Source organism: Micromonospora sp. NBC_01392 (genome assembly GCF_045040125.1).
Taxonomy (GTDB): Bacteria; Actinomycetota; Actinomycetes; order Mycobacteriales; family Micromonosporaceae; genus Micromonospora.
Map to the genome: position 1 here is coordinate 3,257,007 of NZ_CP109549.1, position 16,643 is coordinate 3,273,649.

At 75.3% G+C, this 16,643-nt stretch carries 19 protein-coding genes; 5 read left to right on the top strand and 14 right to left on the bottom strand.

The features are described from left to right. Nucleotides 1-342 precede the first annotated feature (342 nt). Both OG767_RS14575 and OG767_RS14580 read right to left on the bottom strand, forming a co-directional pair. Complete coding sequence (locus tag OG767_RS14575; protein ID WP_405093891.1) at nucleotides 343-1,338, bottom strand: HEAT repeat domain-containing protein; 996 nt, start codon at nucleotides 1,336-1,338, stop codon at nucleotides 343-345. 29 nt (nucleotides 1,339-1,367) lie between these two features. Continuing rightward, nucleotides 1,368-1,634, bottom strand: a complete 267-nt coding sequence (locus tag OG767_RS14580) for a helix-turn-helix domain-containing protein (RefSeq protein WP_107162431.1) — start codon at nucleotides 1,632-1,634, stop codon at nucleotides 1,368-1,370. Nucleotides 1,635-1,709: 75 nt separating this feature from the next. Between OG767_RS14580 and map the strand changes: the two genes are divergently transcribed. Then, complete coding sequence (gene map / locus OG767_RS14585) at nucleotides 1,710-2,528, top strand: type I methionyl aminopeptidase (RefSeq protein ID WP_405093892.1); 819 nt, start codon at nucleotides 1,710-1,712, stop codon at nucleotides 2,526-2,528. Here the strand turns inward: map and OG767_RS14590 are convergent. Continuing rightward, a complete protein-coding gene (locus tag OG767_RS14590; RefSeq protein ID WP_405093893.1) occupies nucleotides 2,461-3,726 on the bottom strand; it encodes an MFS transporter in 1,266 nt (421 codons plus the stop codon). The genes map and OG767_RS14590 overlap by 68 nt on opposite strands. A 91-nt stretch (nucleotides 3,727-3,817) precedes the next feature. Between OG767_RS14590 and OG767_RS14595 the strand changes: the two genes are divergently transcribed. From OG767_RS14595 to OG767_RS14605, 3 genes are read left to right on the top strand one after another with little or no spacing between them, the layout of a single operon-like run. After that, a complete protein-coding gene (locus tag OG767_RS14595) occupies nucleotides 3,818-4,768 on the top strand; it encodes a LysR family transcriptional regulator (RefSeq protein WP_405093894.1) in 951 nt (316 codons plus the stop codon). Between the two features lie 35 nt (nucleotides 4,769-4,803). Continuing rightward, nucleotides 4,804-5,442 carry a class I SAM-dependent DNA methyltransferase gene (locus OG767_RS14600; RefSeq protein ID WP_405093895.1) on the top strand — a complete coding sequence of 213 codons (639 nt, stop codon included), beginning with the start codon at nucleotides 4,804-4,806 and terminating at the stop codon, nucleotides 5,440-5,442. 18 nt (nucleotides 5,443-5,460) lie between these two features. Continuing rightward, entirely contained in the window at nucleotides 5,461-6,141 is a 681-nt protein-coding gene (locus OG767_RS14605) for a hypothetical protein (protein ID WP_405093896.1), read from the top strand. A gap of 21 nt (nucleotides 6,142-6,162) precedes the next feature. Here the strand turns inward: OG767_RS14605 and OG767_RS14610 are convergent, their stop codons facing one another. The 11 genes from OG767_RS14610 to OG767_RS14660 all read right to left on the bottom strand — a co-directional run bounded on the left by OG767_RS14610 (nucleotide 6,163) and on the right by OG767_RS14660 (nucleotide 14,944). Continuing rightward, on the bottom strand, nucleotides 6,163-7,254 hold the full coding sequence (locus OG767_RS14610; protein ID WP_405093897.1) for a winged helix DNA-binding domain-containing protein: 1,092 nt from the start codon (nucleotides 7,252-7,254) through the stop codon (nucleotides 6,163-6,165). A 95-nt stretch (nucleotides 7,255-7,349) separates the two neighbouring features. After that, a complete protein-coding gene (locus OG767_RS14615) occupies nucleotides 7,350-7,580 on the bottom strand; it encodes a hypothetical protein (protein ID WP_405093898.1) in 231 nt (76 codons plus the stop codon). Between the two features lie 163 nt (nucleotides 7,581-7,743). After that, a complete protein-coding gene (locus OG767_RS14620; RefSeq protein WP_405093899.1) occupies nucleotides 7,744-8,112 on the bottom strand; it encodes a nuclear transport factor 2 family protein in 369 nt (122 codons plus the stop codon). Between the two features lie 59 nt (nucleotides 8,113-8,171). Continuing rightward, on the bottom strand, nucleotides 8,172-9,851 hold the full coding sequence (locus OG767_RS14625; protein ID WP_405093900.1) for a long-chain-fatty-acid--CoA ligase: 1,680 nt from the start codon (nucleotides 9,849-9,851) through the stop codon (nucleotides 8,172-8,174). 90 nt (nucleotides 9,852-9,941) lie between these two features. After that, nucleotides 9,942-10,121: a hypothetical protein gene (locus OG767_RS14630; RefSeq protein ID WP_281940483.1), complete on the bottom strand. Its 180-nt coding sequence runs from the start codon at nucleotides 10,119-10,121 to the stop codon at nucleotides 9,942-9,944. Nucleotides 10,122-10,222: 101 nt separating this feature from the next. Further along, nucleotides 10,223-10,933, bottom strand: a complete 711-nt coding sequence (locus OG767_RS14635) for a spermidine synthase (protein WP_405093901.1) — start codon at nucleotides 10,931-10,933, stop codon at nucleotides 10,223-10,225. 101 nt (nucleotides 10,934-11,034) lie between these two features. Further along, a complete protein-coding gene (locus tag OG767_RS14640; RefSeq protein WP_405093902.1) occupies nucleotides 11,035-11,643 on the bottom strand; it encodes a class I SAM-dependent methyltransferase in 609 nt (202 codons plus the stop codon). Next, nucleotides 11,582-12,478 (bottom strand): sulfite exporter TauE/SafE family protein, encoded by an 897-nt coding sequence (locus OG767_RS14645; RefSeq protein WP_405093903.1) that lies wholly within the window; start codon nucleotides 12,476-12,478, stop codon nucleotides 11,582-11,584. The genes OG767_RS14640 and OG767_RS14645 overlap by 62 nt, the downstream gene beginning before the upstream one ends. Then, a complete protein-coding gene (locus tag OG767_RS14650) occupies nucleotides 12,475-13,065 on the bottom strand; it encodes a rhodanese-like domain-containing protein (protein ID WP_107162415.1) in 591 nt (196 codons plus the stop codon). The genes OG767_RS14645 and OG767_RS14650 overlap by 4 nt, the downstream gene beginning before the upstream one ends. Nucleotides 13,066-13,149: 84 nt before the next feature. Further along, nucleotides 13,150-14,550, bottom strand: a complete 1,401-nt coding sequence (locus tag OG767_RS14655) for a rhodanese-like domain-containing protein (RefSeq protein ID WP_405093904.1) — start codon at nucleotides 14,548-14,550, stop codon at nucleotides 13,150-13,152. Nucleotides 14,551-14,674: 124 nt separating this feature from the next. Next, nucleotides 14,675-14,944, bottom strand: coding sequence for a metal-sensitive transcriptional regulator (locus tag OG767_RS14660; RefSeq protein ID WP_281940493.1), 270 nt, complete (start codon nucleotides 14,942-14,944; stop codon nucleotides 14,675-14,677). Between the two features lie 243 nt (nucleotides 14,945-15,187). Here OG767_RS14660 and eccB point away from each other — a divergent pair, with 243 nt between their 5' ends. After that, nucleotides 15,188-16,570: a type VII secretion protein EccB gene (gene eccB, locus OG767_RS14665; protein WP_405093905.1), complete on the top strand. Its 1,383-nt coding sequence runs from the start codon at nucleotides 15,188-15,190 to the stop codon at nucleotides 16,568-16,570. The last annotated feature ends 73 nt before the right edge of the window (nucleotides 16,571-16,643 follow it).

Here is a 16,643-nt window from a genome sequence, read left to right on the forward strand (position 1 = left end):
ACCATCGACTCCGGCAGCCCGAGTAAGCAGACGTCTCTATCGGCCACGGTCCCAAGGAGGCAGAGCGCCCTGACGACGGCTCCCACTCATGCGCTGCAACCGGACCCGGCCTCGACAGGGCCGGCCCACTTCCCTCATCCGGGGCATCCGTGGCCAGACCAGCGATGGCAATCAGTCGGACGAGGCGAAACCCTCAGAGCCGTACTCAACGCCACTCACCGGACCAACCGGGATGCTCATGCAACCCCAGGACCACCGGGCTGATCAAGCACCGGAGTCCTTTACATGAGCCGCCCGTCGTCAGTTGGGTGCCGCCCGCCCCAACGACGCGCCACCCCGCCGTCAGGACGCCGGCTCGGAGTTCCGGAGCGCCGCCGACGCCGTCGCCCGTACGGTCGGGTTGCTGTCCTCGCTCAGGTGGGCGAGCAGCGGTCGGGCCGGTGGCCAGCGTGGCAGCGCGGCGGCGAGGACGCCGGCGACGGCCGCCCGCACCCACCAGTCCGGATCGTCGACCCGGGACCGCAGCGCGTCCGGTGGCACGCCGAGCAGGCCGAGGCCGCGCACCGCCCCGGCGCGTACCGACGACTCGGGGTCGTCGAGGAGCACGCCCAGCGCGGCTGCCGCCACCGGGACGCGGTCGGAGTGCGCGGCGCGGCGGCCGATCGCCTCGCCCAGCACGGTCCGGACCGGCCAGGCCGGGTCCGCCGTCAATTCGACCAGGTGGTCCACCACCGCCGGCGGGGCGGACCAGGCCAGCAGCAGCACGGCCTGATCACGGACCCAGGCGTCCGGGTCCCGCAGCGCGGTGACGACCAGCGCGTACGCCCGCGGGTCGAGGTGGACCGCCGGCAGCGCGCCGAGCGCGGTCCGCCGGATCTCCGGGTCGGGGTCGGCCGCCGCCGCGCGCAGCGGCTCCAGGTCCGACGCCTCGAACATGTGCCCGAGCGTCTCCAACGCGGCCCGCCGGAGGTACGGGTCGCCGTCGTCGAGCAGCGGCAGGACGACCGCCCGGCAGGCGGGCGGGTCCGCGCGGGTGGCCAGGCCCACCGCCATCCCCAACTGTTCGCCGTCGTCGTCACCGTCGCGCAGCGCGTCGGCGTAGAGCCGCAGCAAGCGGGGGAGCACGTCGGCGCCGGACAGCCGGGCCAGCAGGTGGGCCATCAGGTTCCGGCCGTACCCGTTGCGCTCGTGCACGTAGCGTTCCAGCTCGGTCCGGGCCGATGCCGCGGTGGCAGGGGCGCCCGCCGCGGCCAGCTCCCGCAGGAGCGGCCACGGATCGTCGTCCCGGCTGCCGTCGGGGTCGTCGTCGACGATGCGCAGCAGATCGGCCAGCGTCACGCGGACCTCCGTCGGCGCGGGCCGGGCGGTCAGGACGCCTGGCGGACGGGCGTGTCGGCGAGCCAGGTGTCGGCCAGCTCGGCGAGCGGGACGTCGAGCGCCTGACTGAGGCAGACCACGGTGCCGAACGCCGGCGCGGGCAGCCGGCCCGCCTCGATCTTGCGGAGCGTCTCCGGGGAGATGCCGGCCGCCAGGGCCACCTCGCCGAGGCTGCGGCCGGCTCGCGCGGATCGCAGGGCGACGCCGAGGCGTCGGCCGGCGGCGATCTGTTCGGCGGTGAGTGGCTGGCGAACCATGGCAGCAGGATATCCCCTCGGGACGCCCGCAGCGGGCGTGGTATAAAAATACCGGACCGGGAGAGGGAGGCTGTCGTGATCGAGCTCAAGTCCGCCGAGGAGATCGGCCGGATGGCGGTGACCGGCCAGTTCGTCGGTGAACTGCTCGCCGAGCTGAAGGGCGTCGCCGCGGTCGGCGTCAACCTGATGGACATCGAGCACCACGCCCGCCGCCGGATCGCCGAGCGCGGCGCCGAGTCCTGCTACTGGGACTACGCCCCGTCGTTCGGCCGGGGCCCGTTCCGCAACGTGCTGTGCCTGTCGGTCAACGACGCGGTGCTGCACGGCCTGCCGCACGACTACGTGCTGCGCGACGGCGACCTGCTCAGCATCGACATGGCGGTCGGCATCGACGGCTGGGTCGCCGACTCCGCGCTCTCGTTCGTCGTCGGCACCCCCGACCCGGCCGACCTGAAGCTGATCGAGGCCACCGAGGTCGCGCTGGAGGCCGGCATCGCCGCCGCCCGGCCCGGCGGTCGCCTCGGCGACGTCTCCGCCGCGATCGGCGAGGTCGCCCACGCCTACGGCTACGGCGTCAACGGCGAGTTCGGCGGCCACGGCATCGGTCGCACCATGCACGAGGCCCCGCACGTGGCCAACAGCGGGCGCGCCCGCCGCGGCATGAAGCTCACCCCCGGCCTCACCATCGCCATCGAACCCTGGCTGTGCCGCACCACCGACAAGATCAGGGTCGACGAGGACGGCTGGACGATCCGCTCCGCCGACGGATCCCGCACCGCCCACTCCGAACACACCGTCGCCGTCACCGAGTCCGGTCCGCAGGTCCTCACCCGCCGTCCCACCGACGCCGCCACGCCGGGCGACCCCACCCGGAAGCCCGCCGCCGCCTCCTGAGCCGGGCCCGGACGGAAGTCCCGCCCGGCAGCAGCAGCGGGGTGCCGAGCAGCAGCACGCCGGAGACGGTGATCGCGGCGAGCGGGCCGGTGAGCGAGGCGAGGCCACCCCAGACCACCGTCAGCGTGGCCGACGTGAGCCGGCTGCCGACGCTCCACGCGCCGAGCACCCGGGCGACGTGGTCGGTGGGGGTCCGCCGCAGCCGCTCGGTGGCGTAGATCGGGTTGAACACGCCCATCGCCACGATCAGCAAGCCCTCGACCACGATCACGGTGACGAGCCCGCCGACGCCGGGTCGGACGAACGCCAGCCCGAGCGGGAAGACCGACCGCAGCCAACCGCTGACGGTCAGCACCCGCCGCCCGCCGTACCGCCGCACCAGGCGGGGGGAGAGGCGCGCGCCCACGAAGCCGCCCAGCGCCGGCACGCCGAACGCGAGACCGTACTGCCAGGCCGGGAACGCGTACTCACCGAGCAGGAGCACGGCCAGCAACGGGACGGTGGCCGTGATCAGGCCGTTGACCAGTACCGAGTTGAGGAACAGCCGCCGCAGGACCGGATCGCGGCGGAGGAACCGCCATCCGCCGAGCAGATCCGCGCCGCGCGGCGTCGCCGCCCAGGCCGTCGCCACGTCGCCGCCGGAGATCCGGTGGACCGCGAGCGCCGACAACAGGTAGCTCAGCGCGTCGGCGGCGACGGTGACGACCGGGCCGAGCAACCCGACCAGCGCGCCGCCCAGCGGCGGGCCGGCCGCCGTCGCCACCCAGGCCGTGCCCTCCAGGCGACCGTTCGCGACCAGCAGCCGGTCGGTGGGCACGAGATGCTTCAGGTACGCGCCGGACGCGGCCGTGAACGCGATCCCCGCGCTCCCGCAGACCACCGCGACGACCAGCAGGTGGCCGAAGGTCAACACCCCGAGCACGTACGCGACCGGCACGCTCGCCGTCGCGGCGAACCGGACCAGATCGGTCCCGATCATCACCGGGCGCTTCGGCCGGTGCTCCACCCACGGCCCGAGCGGAAACGCCACCACCGCCGTGACCGCGAGGCCGGCCGCCTCCAGCAGCGACACCGCGAACGCCGACGAGTGCAGCTCCCGCACCGCGAGCAGCGGGAACGCGCCGAACGCGAGCCACGTGCCGTACGTGCTGACCGCGTACGCCGACCACAGCCGGTGGAAGTCCTGATCCCGTGCCACCGCCGCATCAGACCGGTCGCCGGCGCGCGTGATCAAACAACCGCGCCCGGGCGAGCCACAACCAGCGGTTGGACGGCCATAGGCTGAGCCGGTGGACTCCGAGGCAGTGCGATCGTTCGTCCGGGCCGCCGACGTCGGGCAGTTCCAGCATGCCGCCGACGAGCTGGGCGTCACCCAGCAGGCCGTCTCCAAACGGGTCGCCGCGCTGGAACGTGAGTTGGCGGTCCGCCTGTTCACCCGCACCGCCCGCGGCGTCGACCTGACCCCCGACGGCCGGGCGTTCCTCCCGCACGCCCGCGGCATCGTGGCGAACGCCGACCGGGCCGTCGCCGCGCTCCGGCCCGGCTCCCGGGCGCTGCGCGTCGACGTGCTCGGCCTGCGCAGCGCACAGGCCGTCGTCCTGCACGACTACTGGCGCGCCCACCCCGGCACCCGTCTGGACGTGGTCACGCTCCGGGTCGACGACCCGCACCGGGTGGCCGCCGCCGTCCGGGCCGGCGACCTGGACGCCGCGTTCCGCTCCGTCACCGACCCGGCCACGTTGCCGCCCGACGTCCGGATGATCCACGCGTTCGACTCGCCGCTGGAACTGCTCGTCGGTCCCCGGCACCCGCTCGCCGCCGCCCGCACCCTCACCCCGGCCCACCTGCGCGGGCTGCGCATCTGGGTGCCCGGCATCGTGGCGCACAGCGAGTGGTCGGAGTTCTACGACCAGCTCGCCACCGCCTTCGACCTCCGCATCGACGCGGCCGGCCCGAACTTCGGCGACGAGGTGCTCCTCGACACGCTGGCCGACGCCGCCGACGTGGCCACAGTGGTCGGCGCGCGCGACAGGTACCTGTGGCCGGCGAGCCACGACCTGCGCCGCATCCCGATCCGGAACCCGACGCTCGCGTACCCGATCTCGCTGATGCTGCCCACGACGAACCCGCACCCGGGTCTCCGGGCGATCGTCGACCACCTCGCGGCCCTGACGCCGCCGCCCGACCCGGTGTGGCGACCGTCCTGGGCCGCCGTCACCCCGGCGGCGGGCCGGCGCTGACCCGGCTCCGGCGGGCGCCGGTTACCCTGCGGCCCGTGGACGTCTCCGACTGGCTCGCCGACACCCGTGCCTCCTACGACACGGTGGCGGTCAGCTACGCCGACCTGCTGCGGGACGCGCTCACCGAGGAACCGTTCCAGCGGGGCATCCTGGCGCTCTTCACCGAGCTGGTGCGGGCCCGGGGCAGCGGGCCGGTCGCCGACGTCGGCTGCGGCCCCGGCCGGATCACCGGCCATCTGCACGGGCTCGGCCTGGACGCGTTCGGCGTCGACCTGTCACCGAGCATGATCGAGGTGGCCCGGCGGGACCACCCCGGGGTGCGGTTCGCGGTGGGTTCGATGACCCGCCTCGACCTGGCCGACGAGTGCCTGACCGGGCTGCTCGCCTGGTTCTCGCTGATCCACGTCCCCGACGACGAGGTGCCCACGGTGCTCGCCGAGTTCCGCCGCGTGCTGCGGCCCGGCGGCGTCGTGCTGCTCGGCTTCCACGCCGGCGACGGCAGCCGGCTCAAGACCGAGGGGTACGGCGGTCTGCCGATGCGCGTCCACGTGCACCGCCGCCCGCCGCAGCGGGTCGCGGCCTGGCTGGACGCCGCCGGCTTCACCGTCGAGGCGGAGCTGACGCACCATCCGGCCCCGGGTGTCGAGGGCGGGTTCGTCTTCGCCCACCGGTGACGGCGGTACCGTGCCCTGGTGTCCGCCACCTCGGTGACGTCGTCCGCCGTCACGTCCGCGTTCGACTACTACCTGCTCTGCCCGGCCGGTGCGCCGATCGCGCCGCTCGGGCTGCTGGTGGAGGAGTTCGTGCTGGCCGGCGACCTCTCGGCGACGCGCCTGCGGACCGCCGGTTGGACCCCGGCGGACGGCGGCTGGTGGAGTTCCGCCGCGTTCACCCGCGCGGTCCGCGCGGACGCGGACGTGCGGGCCCGGCTGCGGGCGGTCACCCGGGCCGACGCCGAGGAGGTCTACCTCCGGCTGGGCGGCGGGACGCTGCCGGGCGAGGACGTGTTGCGCGGCCACTTCCGGGACGACGTGTCGTTGGCGACCGCGGCGCCGCTGCGGCTCGGCGGCGGACCGCCGGTGTGGCGGGTGCTGTTCGCCGGGGACCTCGACAACGGGCGGCTGGCCGGCCTCCGAACCGCCCTGCGGCTGTCCGACGGCACCGGGCCGGGGGTCGCCGGCAGCGGGCGACTGCGCGTCGACGACACCACCTTCCGCTGGGACCTGCGCCGCGTCGCCGGCGGGGTGGCGTGGTGCCTGGACGTGACCGCCGAGCCGGCGCAACCGGACGCGCTGCGTCCGCTGCTCCGCCGGCTCACCGACGTGGTCCGCCGGCACGGCCTGGTGCCCGCGACGATCGAGTGCTTCGCCTGACCACACCCGCCACGGCTCCCGTCAGTCGGCGAACTCGACCCCGGCGAGCGCGGCCGAGCGGTGCGCGGCGAGGCGTTCGGCCTGCTCGACGACCGCCCGGCGCCGGCTGTCGGGGAGCTTCTGCCACGGCTGGACGGCGACCGTCAGCTTCGCGCCGGACTTGCGGGGCCGCCAGGTGCCGACCAGGTCGCCGTCGACCAGGACCGCGCCGGGACGACCCAGCACCGGCCACAACTCCTTGGCCCGGGCCGGGTCCGGCACCAGCGTCGCCCGGTCCTTCGCCTGGAGGAACAGGTCGTACGGGCCGAGCAGCCGGGTCACCGTGCCCCCGGCCGTCGCCGTTGCCGTCTCGTCCTCGGCCAGGAGCCAGCGCGTCTCGCCGTCGACCGGCACCTCCACCACGTCCTGCGGCCAGCGCGCCCGCACGTCCTTGACCGGGGCGTCGAGGTAGTCGGCCACGTGCTTCGGCGTGGCCGGGCCGAGCAGCCGGAGGTAGGCGCGGACCAGGTCGAACCGGTCGCCGGGGTCCGCCGCCCGGCGGAAGCCCGGGATGCGGCGCAGCACCGGTGGCGACGTGCCGGGCGTCAGCTCCAGCCCGGCGCGCACGGCGGCCAGCCGAAACGGCATCTCGAAGAGGTGGGTGGCCTGGCACGGCCGGCAGAACCGCAGGTAGGGCTCGGGGAGCAGCGCGGCGAGGCGGGCCGAGACGTCGCCCTTGACGGTCGGCTCGGCGACGATCGCGCGCATCCGCCCGGCCACCTCGTCGAGTGCGGCCACGATGCCGATGCCGGCCGCCTTCAACGGCTTGGCGGCGTCGTAGATGCGCTTGCCGGCGTCGGCGTCGGTGAACGGCTCGACCGCGGCCGCCACCCGGCCGACGTCGGCGCGGCGGTAGAGGTGGGGCGCGCCGCGCACCGTCCACAGCAGGACCACCTCGTCGTCGGGGAGCGCCGACGCGTCGACCCCGCGCAGGGCCAGCGCCCACCGGGCGCCGTCCGGGCCGGTGTCCTGCACGCCGAGGTCGAGCACGGCGGTGTCGGCGAGCGTGCCCTCGACGCGGTCGAGTTGCTGGGCCCGTACGCGGAAGCTCATCACCTGACGCCGGTCGACCATCACCCCAGCCTAGGCGTCGGCACCGACACCGGTTGCGAGACGCGACCGGTGTCGGCGCGACCACCACCGCGCCGCCCGACCGGCGGGCGGCCGGTTCAGTGCGCGCGCTGGCCGGTGACCGGCGTGGAGGTCGCGCTCTCGCGCGGACCGCCCGAACGCTTGAGCGCGAACACCCCGCCGCCGATGAGCACGGCGCTGAGCACGATGCCGACGAGGTTGCCGTCGGTGAGACTGCTGAACGCCATGAGCAGACCGATGATCACCGACACCCCGCCGACGAGCCGCAGGAGGTAACGCCCGACCGCCTTGCCCCGTGAATCCATCATGGACCGCCGTCTACCCGGGGTGCCGACGCGGCAAACCGCTCACCGGACGCGGCGCAACACCGTCAACGTGGCCGCGCCGGCCGGCTCGACCACCGTGAAGCGGAAGTCGGCGGGCACGCTGGTGGCGAACAGGCGGTCACCGACATGTGCACCTGACGGGCGGTCAGGGCCCTGGGCGGATCTCCATCTCGGCCACCAGGCCGTCGACGAGGCGGTAGACGTGCGTGACGGTGTGGTCCGCCAGCTCGACGCCGGCCCGGTCCCGCACCACCTGGCGGACCGACACGGCGACCCGGCCGTCGGGTTCCACCGCGAAGGCGGTCGGCGTCACCGACGGGTCGAGTTCGGCCCACTGCCGCCGCCAGTAGTCGCCCACCTCGGCCCGGCCCCGGAGCACCCCACCCTCCCAGCCGTTGGGCCAGGAGACATCCGGCGTCATGGCCGCCAGCAGGGTCGGCACGTCGCGTTCGTTGAACGCCGCGTAGAGCGCCGTGAGCCGGGCCTGTGCCGGGTCGGATCCGAGGGTCGTCATCCCCCGAGTGTGGCCCGCGCGGACCGGTCGCGGCCGGTGACTTCGCGCTGGGCAGAACGTCAGCCGTCGGCGAGGAGCCGGTCGCGGACCTCGCGGCGCAGGATCTTGCCGATCTGGGAGCGGGGCAGGTCCTCGACCACCACGATCCGGCGGGGCACCTTGTAGCCGGCCAGGTGGGTGCGGCAGGCGGTGCGGATCGCCTCCGGGGTGGCGGCCACGGCGGGGTCGAGCACCACCGCGGCGACGACCTCCTCGCCATCCGCGGTGGGCACGCCCACGGCGGCGGCCTCGCGGACGCCGGGTACGCGGCGCAGCGCGTCCTCCACCTCGGACGGGTAGACGTTGAAGCCGCCGGTGATGATGAGTTCCTTGATCCGGTCGACCACCGTCACGAAGCCGTCGGCGTCCATGGTGACGATGTCGCCGGTGCGCAGCCAGCCGTCGGGCAGCAGCACCTTCGCCGTCTCCTCGGGCCGGTTCCAGTAGCCGGTGAACACCTGCGGGCCGCGTACCAGCAGCTCACCGGCCTCGCCGGGGGCGCGGTCGCGGCCCGGGTCCTCGGGGTCGACGATGCGTACGTCGGTGGACGGGAACGGCACCCCGACCGTGCCGGGCCGGCGGGTCGGCGCGACCGGGTTGCCCAGCGTGATCGGGGACGTCTCGGTCATGCCGTAGCCCTCGACCAGCAGCCCGCCGGTCACCGACTCCCACAGCTGGACGGTGGTCGGCGGCAACGCCATCGCGCCGGAGATGGCGTACCGGATCGAGGTGAGGTCGACGCCGCGCTCGCGGGCGGCGGTGGCCAGCCGCGCGTAGACCGGCGGCACGGCGGGCAGGAACGTCGGCGGGCGGCGGCGGGCCGCGTCGAGCACCTGGTCGGCGTCGAAGCGGGGGAACAGCACCAGCGTCGCCCCGATGCCGACGGCGAAGGTGAGGCAGAGCGTCAGGCCGTAGGCGTGGAACAACGGCAGCACCGCGTACACGGTCTCCGCGCCGTCGCGCAGGCCGGGCACCCAGGCCCGGCCCTGCGCGGCGTTGGCCCGCAGGTTGCGGTGGGTGAGCACGGCGCCCTTGGGCTCGCCGGTGGTGCCGCCGGTGTACTGGAGCAGCGCCACGTCGTCGACGCCCGGGCCGGGATGCGCGGCGGGCAGCGGTGCGGCGGCGGCGACCAGCTCCGACCAGGCCCGCGCGCCGGGCGCCGGGCCGGTCATGGCCGCGCGGGCGGCCCGGACCTTCGGCAGCGGCAGTCGCAGCGCCCACCGCTTGAGCCGGGGCAGCGCCGCGGTCAGGTCGACCGACACCACGGTACGCACGGCGCCGCGTCCCGCCACCAGCGGCGCGACCTTGTCCCACGCGATCGCGACGGCGGCGCCGTGGTCGGTGAGCTGCCGGTCCAGCTCGTCGGCCGTGTAGAGCGGGTTGTGCTCGACGACCACCGCGCCGAGGCGCAGCACCGCGTAGAACGCGACCACGTGCTGCGGGCAGTTCGGCAGCACCAGCGCGACCCGGTCACCGGGTCGGACGCCGAGTCGGCGCAACGCCTCGGCGGCGCGGGCCACCTGGTCGGCGAGTTCGGTGAAGGTGGTGGTGGCGCCGTAGAAGTCGAGCGCCACCCGGGGCCCGAACCGGCCGGCCGCGTCGGTGAGCAGGTCGACGAGGGAGCCGTCCGGTTCCGGGACCTCGGCCGGCACGCCCGGCGCGTAGCTGTGGGTCCAGGGCCGCCGGTCGGTCGCGTCCATCGCCGTCTCTCCTCGCTGCGCGGATGACGGCCCCAGCCTAACTTGACCGGCCGGTAACCTACGTTGGCGTAAGTTGCCGGGTTCGTCACATCAGCGGTGCGACGCCGAGTGCCGGTGCGCTATTCGCCGGGTCTTCACGATCGCGAAGATGACGACCGCGGCCAGCGCGACCACGCCGATGATGATGAGCCAGCGGACCGCCTCCAGCAGCAGCCCGAGCAGGATGAGCACGCCGGCGACCACGCCGACCACCCAGAGCAACGCGCGCATGTCGGTGCCTCCCGTCTCCTCCGGTCGGCCGCGCGCTTTCCCACATCCCGGCCGGACATGCCCGGCCCGACATGCCCGGCCGGACCTGTCGCCGGCGGACGTCAGCGCCGGGCCACGTAGACGGTGTTCGCCGCCTCCCGCCCCTGCAACGGGTTGGGGAACCGGACGACGTGCGCGACCGAGGTCGGGAACACCTCGGTCAGCGTCCGCTGGAACGCCGAATCCGGCGGGTCGTTCGACCAGAGCGCGAAGACGCCCTCCGGGTGCAGCAGCGCGGCCAGCCGGCGCAGGCCGTCGACCGTGTAGAACGGCGCGTGGTCGGGGTGCAGCACGTGCCGGGGGGAGTGGTCCACGTCGAGCAGCACCGCGTGGAACCGCCGCCCGGGCTCGTCCGGGTCGAAGCCGCCGCCGGCCACCGCGGCGAAGAAGTCGGCCCGCACGAACCGGGTACGCGGATCCGCGGCCAGCCCGGCGGCGAACGGCAACAGCTCCTGCCGGTGCCAGTCGATCACGTCCTCGATCGCCTCGACCACCAGCATCGAGCGCACCCGGGGGTCGGCAAGCGCGGTGCGCGCGGTGTAGCCGAGCCCGAGCCCGCCGACCACCACGTCCAGTTCCTCCCCGGGCAGCGGCGCCAGCCCCAGCCGGGCCAGCTCGATCTCCGCGACCGGGAACGCGCTGGACATGAGGTACTCGTCGCCGAGCTTCACCTCGTACACGTCGGCGTCCAGCGCCGGGTCGCGACGCCGGCGCAGGCTGATCTCCCCGATCGGCGTCTCTCGCCAGGCCAGTTCCTCGAAACGCGTGCCCACCCGGTGTCCCCTCCGCCGATCCGTTCCCGGATGCTACCGGCCGCCCGCGACCCGGCCGGCGGGAACGGGCCGGTCCGGCCGCCTCGGTCGGCGGGTCCGCCTCAGTCGGCGGGTCGGGTGGCCACCACCACGGTGTCCAGCGCGTCGACCGTGCCGCCGTCGGCGGTCGGCACCGGCCGGCGGGCCGTCTCGGCGCGCCCGATGCGCAGCCCGGCCAGCCCGTCGACCACCGCCTCCGGGGTGAGCAGCACGCTCGCGTCCTGCGGACCCCCGGTGCCGGCGTCGAGGTTGGCCAGGTCGTGACCGACCACCACCAGCGTGCCGCCCGGGCGCAGCGCCGACCGGGCCGCCGCGAGCACCCCGGCGAAGTCGGCGGCGGGCAGGTGCAGATAGCTGATCAGCACCAGGTCGTAGCTGCCCGGCACCGGCCGGTACGCGGTCACGTCGGCGACCCGCCAGTCGACCGTGACGCCCCGCGCGGCGGCCAGCTCACGCCCCCGCTCGACGGCCATGGCCGAGAAGTCGACCGCGTTGACCCGCCAGCCCTGCCCGGCCAGCCACACCGCGTTGCGCCCCTCGCCGGCGGCGACGTCCAGCGCGGAGCCGGGACTCAGCCCGGACACCGACTCGACCACGAAACGGTTGGGTTCAGCGCTCCACACCAGTCCCGACGCGTTGGCGTACCGCTCGTCCCAGGCGCTGCTGTCCACTGTGTCCCCTCCTTCGGCGGCCCCACACCGCCACCGTGACCGTACCGGCTGCGACAAGAATGACCAGCCCGAGTCCCGCGAGCGGCGGCAACTGCCGGGCCAGCACGAACCCGCCCATCGCCACCACGAACCAGCCGAACGACAGGCGGAGCACGTGCTCCGGGATCCGGCCGGCGAGCCGCCCACCGAGCAGGCTGCCGACGATCGCGGCGACGGTGACCGCCGCGGCCAGCGTCCAGTCGATCCGCACGCTGGACAGGTAGCCGGCCAGGCCGGCGAACGACTTCATCGCGATGACCACCAGCGACGTGCCCACCGCCACCGGCATCGGCAGGCCGCCGAGCAGCGCCAGCGCGGGCACGACCAGGAACCCGCCGCCGGCGCCGACCAGGCCGGTGACCAGCCCGACGACCACGCCGTCGAGGATCACCCGCAGCGTCGGCAGCTCGCGCGGCGTGGGCCGCCCCTCGACCGGGCGTCGGCCCCGGATCATCGCCGCGGCGGTGGCGAGCATCATCAGCGCGAACGCGGTGAGCAGCACGCCCGCCGGGACGAACCCGGCCAGCCGGCCGCCGGCGTACGCGCCGGTCATGCCGGCCGCGCCGAAGATCAGCCCGGTTCGCCAGCGGACCCGGTGGGCGCGGGCGTGCGGCAGCACGCCGACCGCGCTGGTGGCGCCCACGACGAGCAGCGAGGTGGCGATCGCCTCCTTGGCCGGCAGGCCGGCGACGTAGACCAGCAACGGCACGGCGAGGATCGACCCGCCGCCGCCGAGCAGGCCCAGGCTCACGCCGATCAGCACCGCGCCGGCCAGCGTGAGCACCAGCGCGGTCACGACCGCCGCCCGGCGTCGTCGCGGAGCCGGCCGACGACGGTGTCCAGGTCGCAGCTCGCGCCCCGGTTGTACGGCAGCCGGCCGAGCAGCATGCCCATGGCGCAGGTGTTCGAGACCGCCGCGACGGTGAGACCGGCGCCGATGGCGCCCGCGACCCACTTCAGGCCCGGCACGAACACCGAGCCGAGCACGCCGGCCAGCACGATCGAACCGGCGACCAGGCGGACCTGACGCTCCAGCTCCCAGCGCGGCCGGCCCTGGACGACCGGGGCGCTCGCGGCCTGCCAGGCCAGCATGCCGCCGTCGAGCACCCGGAGGTTGGGCAGGCCGACGGTGGCCAGCGCCCGCTCCGCCTGGCCGGCGCGGGCGCCGGAGCGGCAGATCAGCACCACGTCCTCGTCCAGGTGGGCGCGCAGCTCCGCGCGGTGCTCCCGGAGCAGGTCCAGCGGCACGTTGTAGGCGCCGGGGATGTGCGTGGCCTCGAACTCGCCCGGGGTGCGGACGTCCAGCAGCCGGGGCGCGCGGCCGGCGGCGATCAGCTCGCCCAGCGTCGCCGCGTCGACGGTCGACGGGTTGGTGGTGGTCATGTCTGTTCTCCTTCGGTGGTTTGCGGGCAGGGGTCGTCGCCGGCCGGCGCGTCGCGCGCCGGCCGGGCGGGGTGGCAGGGCGGGTCAGCCGGTCGGGGCCATCCGGACGCCGGCGGACTCGGCGCGGCCGAACGCGTCGTCGATCAGCACCACGTCGCGGCCGGCGTTGGCCAGCAGGGACGCGGCGGCGGTGGCCCGGTAACCGGAGCCGCAGTGCACCCAGACCGTCCCGGCGGGTACGTCGGTGAGCCGGCCGGGCAGGTCGGGCAGGGGGACGTGCACCGCGCCGTCGACGTGCCCGGCCCGCCACTCGTTGCTCATCCGGACGTCGAGCACGACCTGCGGGGCGGGCAGTCCGGCCGGGGTGTCGCCGGCCTGCGCGGCGGCCAGCGCCGCGAAGTCGGCCACGGTCAGCTCGCGCAACTCCGTGCGGTCGCCGGCCCACCGCCCGGGGTCGCCGGTGGCCTGCGCGGCCGGCCGGTCGATGCCGATCCGGACCAGCTCCCGCTGGGCGTCGGCGACCTGCTCCGGCGTCTCCGCCAGGAGCGTGATCGGCACGCCCCACTCGATCAGCCAGCCGAGCCAGGTCGACATCGGCCCGTCCAGGCCCAGGCTGACGGTGCCGGCCAGGTGCGAGGCCGCGTACGCCTTGCGGTGCCGCAGGTCGACCACCCACTCGCCGGCGGCGATCCGGCGGCGCAGCTCACCGGCGTCGGCGCGGGCCACCGGCGTGAGGTCGACCGGGGCGGGGCCGGCGGCGTTGGCCACGCCCATGTGCGCGTAGTAGGCCGGGTAGGCGTCCAGGCCGGCGAGCGTCTCGGTGACGAACCGGTCGGCGGCCAGCCGCAGCACCGGGTTGGCCGCCTTCTCCCGGCCGATGGTGGACTCCGGGGCGTCGGCCTGGCTGGCCGAGCAGAAGCTGCCGAAGCCGTGCGTCGGCCACACCTGCGCGCCGTCGGGCAGCAGGTCGACCAGCTTGCGGGCGGAGGCGTGCTGGTGGTGGGCCAGTTCGTGGGCGTGCCGCTGGCCGAGCAGGTCGGTGCGGCCGGTGGTGCCGAACAGCAGCGACCCGCCGGTGAACACGCCGACGGGGGTCCAGCCGCCGTCGCCCGCCTCGTCCAACACGTACGACAGGTGGTGGAAGGTGTGGCCGGGGGTGCCGACCACCCGCAGCCGCAGGCCGTCCGACACCGGCACCACGTCGCCGTCGGTCACCGGCATCCGGTCGAAGCCGACCTCGTCGGCGGCGGCCACCAGGTAGTGGGCGCCGGTGATCCGGGCCAGCTCCAGGCCACCGGAGACGTAGTCGTTGTGCAGGTGCGTCTCCACCACGTGGGTGATCCGCACCCCCTGCGCGCCGGCCAGGTGCAGGACGCGGTCGATGTCGCGCTGCGGGTCGACCACGACCGCCACCCGGCCGTCGGACGCCAGATAGCTGCGGTCGCCGAGCGAGGACGTCGCGATGACTGTCACCTCGGTGCTCACGTGCGTTCTCCTCTCCTCGTCCCACATACCCCCGGGGGTATGTGGGAGGCAGACTCCGGCCCGGTTCCGGGCGCGGATTACCCGCCCGCGTCGCGATCAGGCGGCGCGGGCGGAAGTCGGTGGGTCAGGCCAGGGCGAGGAAGAGCTTCTCCAGCTCCTCCTCGGTCATCTCCGGTTCCTCGCCCGCCCGGCGGGCGGCGCCGCAGTGGCGCATACCGGAGGCGATGATCTTGAAGCCGGCCCGGTCGATGGCCTTGGAGACGGCGGCGAGCTGGGTCAGCGCGGCGCGGCAGTCCTCGCCGTTCTCCATCATCTCGATCACGGCGTTGAGCTGCCCGCGGGCCCGCTTGAGTCGGGTCAGCGCGTCACTGGTCATCTCGGGTCGAAGCTTCACGTCCCACCTCCTGCCCCCACCATACCCCCGGGGGTACCCCACCCGCCACCGCCCCACCCGCCCGGGCTCCGACCACCCCCCTTCCCGGTGATCAAGGGATGTGCGTCACCGCGGGCGGCCGTCCTGGACGCGAACTCCTTGGTCAACTCCGTGGGGCGGGGGCGGGGGCGGGGGCAACGCAGGGTGGGCGGGGGATCGACGGAGCGCTTATCCTGTGCGGCGACTATCCCGGTGGAGGGCCCGATGGCGTCGCGGCAGGACCAGCTGCACTCGTACCAGTTCACCGTGCAGCGGGCGGTCGCCGCACTGGTGATGCGGGAGACCGATCCGGCGCAGTCGCCGTTTCGCCGGTTGGCCGGCGCCGGCCTGGCCAGCGTGCTGGTCGCGGTGATCGCGCTCGGCGGGGTGGCGTTGTACGGCCTGTTCACCGGCGGCGGCAGCTCCTGGCGGGACACCGGCGCGGTGATCGTGGAGAAGGAGTCCGGCGCCCGGTTCGTCTACCGCGACGAGAAGCTGCACCCGGTGCTCAACTACGCCTCGGCCCTGCTGATCATCGGGGCGGAGCGGCCGAAGACCGTGCTGGTCACCCGCCGGGCCATCGACGGGGTGCCCCGTGGGCTGCCGCTCGGCATCGCCGACGCGCCGGATTCGCTGCCCGCGCCGAACCGGCTGGTCGGCGACGGCTGGACGCTCTGCTCGTCGGTGACCGTGGAGGCGGGCCGGCCCGAGGCCCGCTCGGCGCTGCTGATCGGCCGGGCCACGACCGGTGGGCGGACGCTCGGCGACCAGGGCCTGCTGGTCCGTCACCCGGACGGCGGCCTGCACCTGCTCTGGCACGACCGGCGCTACCTGCTGCGCGACACCGACCGGGTGCTCGCCGCGCTGGCCGCCACCCGGGAACGGGCCGTCCCGGTCGCGGCGGCGTTGCTCAACACCGTGCCGGCCGGCGCCGACCTGGTCCCACCGCCGGTGGGCGCGCTCGGCGCTCCCTCGGCGCGGGTCCCCGACGCCACCGTCGGCGACGTCTACCTGGTGCGCAACTCCGGCGGCGGCCGGCAGTACGCGGTGGTGGCGCGCGACGGGCTGGCCGGCATCACCGAGTTGCAGGCCGCGCTGCTGCTGGCCCGCACCGGGCAGGGCGAGCCGGCGCCGATCACGCTCGGCCGGTTCGCGGCGCTGCCGAAGCTGCCCGACCTGGTGCCGGCCGGGCCCGACGCGCCGCCCGCCGTACCGCCCCGGCTCGCCACCGCCGATCCGGGCGCGCTCTGCGCGCGGGCCGGTGACGACACCGGCGTACGCGAGATCCGGCTCGGCGTCACCGCACCGGACCCGGCCGCCGCCACGCGTACCGCCGGGGGTCGGGGTGGGCTCGCCGACCAGGTCGTGGTGGAGCCGGGGCGCGGCGCGCTGGTGGAGGCGGTGGCCGCCCCGGGCGCGACCGGCGGCACGGTGTGCGTGGTCACCGACCTGGGCCGGCGGTACGCGCTGGCCGGCGCGGACGTGCCGGGCATGCTCGGCTACTCCGGGGTGCGGCCGGTGCGGCTGCCGGCGGGCCTGGTGGACCTGCTGCCGGCCGGCAGCCCGCTCGATCCGGCAGCGGCCCGCGCCGTGGCCGCCCCGGCCTGACCGGGCACAACCCGGGCGCGGCCCAGCCCGGCACGAGTCAGGCCGGCGTGACCGAGGCCGGGCGTGACCGAGG

Excerpts from the sequence above, each read along its gene's own strand:
- OG767_RS14625 (WP_405093900.1), bottom strand. The coding sequence starts at position 9,851 with ATGGACGCGACCGACCGGCGGCCCTGGACCCACAGCTACGCGCCGGGC.
- OG767_RS14630 (WP_281940483.1), bottom strand. The coding sequence starts at position 10,121 with ATGCGCGCGTTGCTCTGGGTGGTCGGCGTGGTCGCCGGCGTGCTCATC.
- OG767_RS14650 (WP_107162415.1), bottom strand. The coding sequence starts at position 13,065 with ATGACCACCACCAACCCGTCGACCGTCGACGCGGCGACGCTGGGCGAG.
- OG767_RS14610 (WP_405093897.1), bottom strand. The coding sequence starts at position 7,254 with ATGGTCGACCGGCGTCAGGTGATGAGCTTCCGCGTACGGGCCCAGCAA.
- OG767_RS14580 (WP_107162431.1), bottom strand. The coding sequence starts at position 1,634 with ATGGTTCGCCAGCCACTCACCGCCGAACAGATCGCCGCCGGCCGACGC.
- eccB (WP_405093905.1), top strand. The coding sequence starts at position 15,188 with ATGGCGTCGCGGCAGGACCAGCTGCACTCGTACCAGTTCACCGTGCAG.
- OG767_RS14615 (WP_405093898.1), bottom strand. The coding sequence starts at position 7,580 with ATGATGGATTCACGGGGCAAGGCGGTCGGGCGTTACCTCCTGCGGCTC.
- OG767_RS14620 (WP_405093899.1), bottom strand. The coding sequence starts at position 8,112 with ATGACGACCCTCGGATCCGACCCGGCACAGGCCCGGCTCACGGCGCTC.